We start from the raw sequence: 435 nt of genomic DNA on the forward strand, positions 1-435 counted from the left end.
CAAGCACAGGATGCCATTTCTAAATTTTTTGGAAAGTACGAAACTGACGACAGCTTCAGTCATGTGAGTATGACAAGCCGCATGTTTGGTCTCTTTACCGATCTGGAAATTGAAGATGAGGAAGATCAGGAGATATTAGATGCCATAAGTAAGTTAAAAGGTCTCAAGATATTGGCCAAAGAGGAAACAGACCAGGCTGGTGCCCTATACAAAGAGGCGCTTGGCAAAATAAGAGGCGAGTATGACGAACTCATGAGTATCAGAGACGAAGACAAAGACATGAAGTTCATGATCAAGGAGAAAGATGGCAAAATAAGTGAGTTGGTGATGGTGATGGGAGGCAATAGAGAGTTTTTTATACTCAGTTTATTCGGTGAAATCGACCTTAAACAAATTGCTAAAATCTCAAGCGCAATGGATATCGATGGGTTAGAT

Annotated in this window: 1 protein-coding gene; it reads left to right on the top strand. The window is 40.7% G+C overall.

What is annotated here, in order from left to right; translation table 11 throughout:
• Positions 1–435, top strand: a 435-nt coding sequence (locus tag E1176_RS00160) for a DUF4252 domain-containing protein (RefSeq protein ID WP_155208579.1), incomplete at both ends; no start/stop codon positions are given.

Origin of the sequence: Fulvivirga aurantia (genome assembly GCF_009711475.1) — a bacterium.
In the GTDB taxonomy this organism is placed as follows: Bacteria; Bacteroidota; Bacteroidia; order Cytophagales; family Cyclobacteriaceae; genus Fulvivirga; species Fulvivirga aurantia.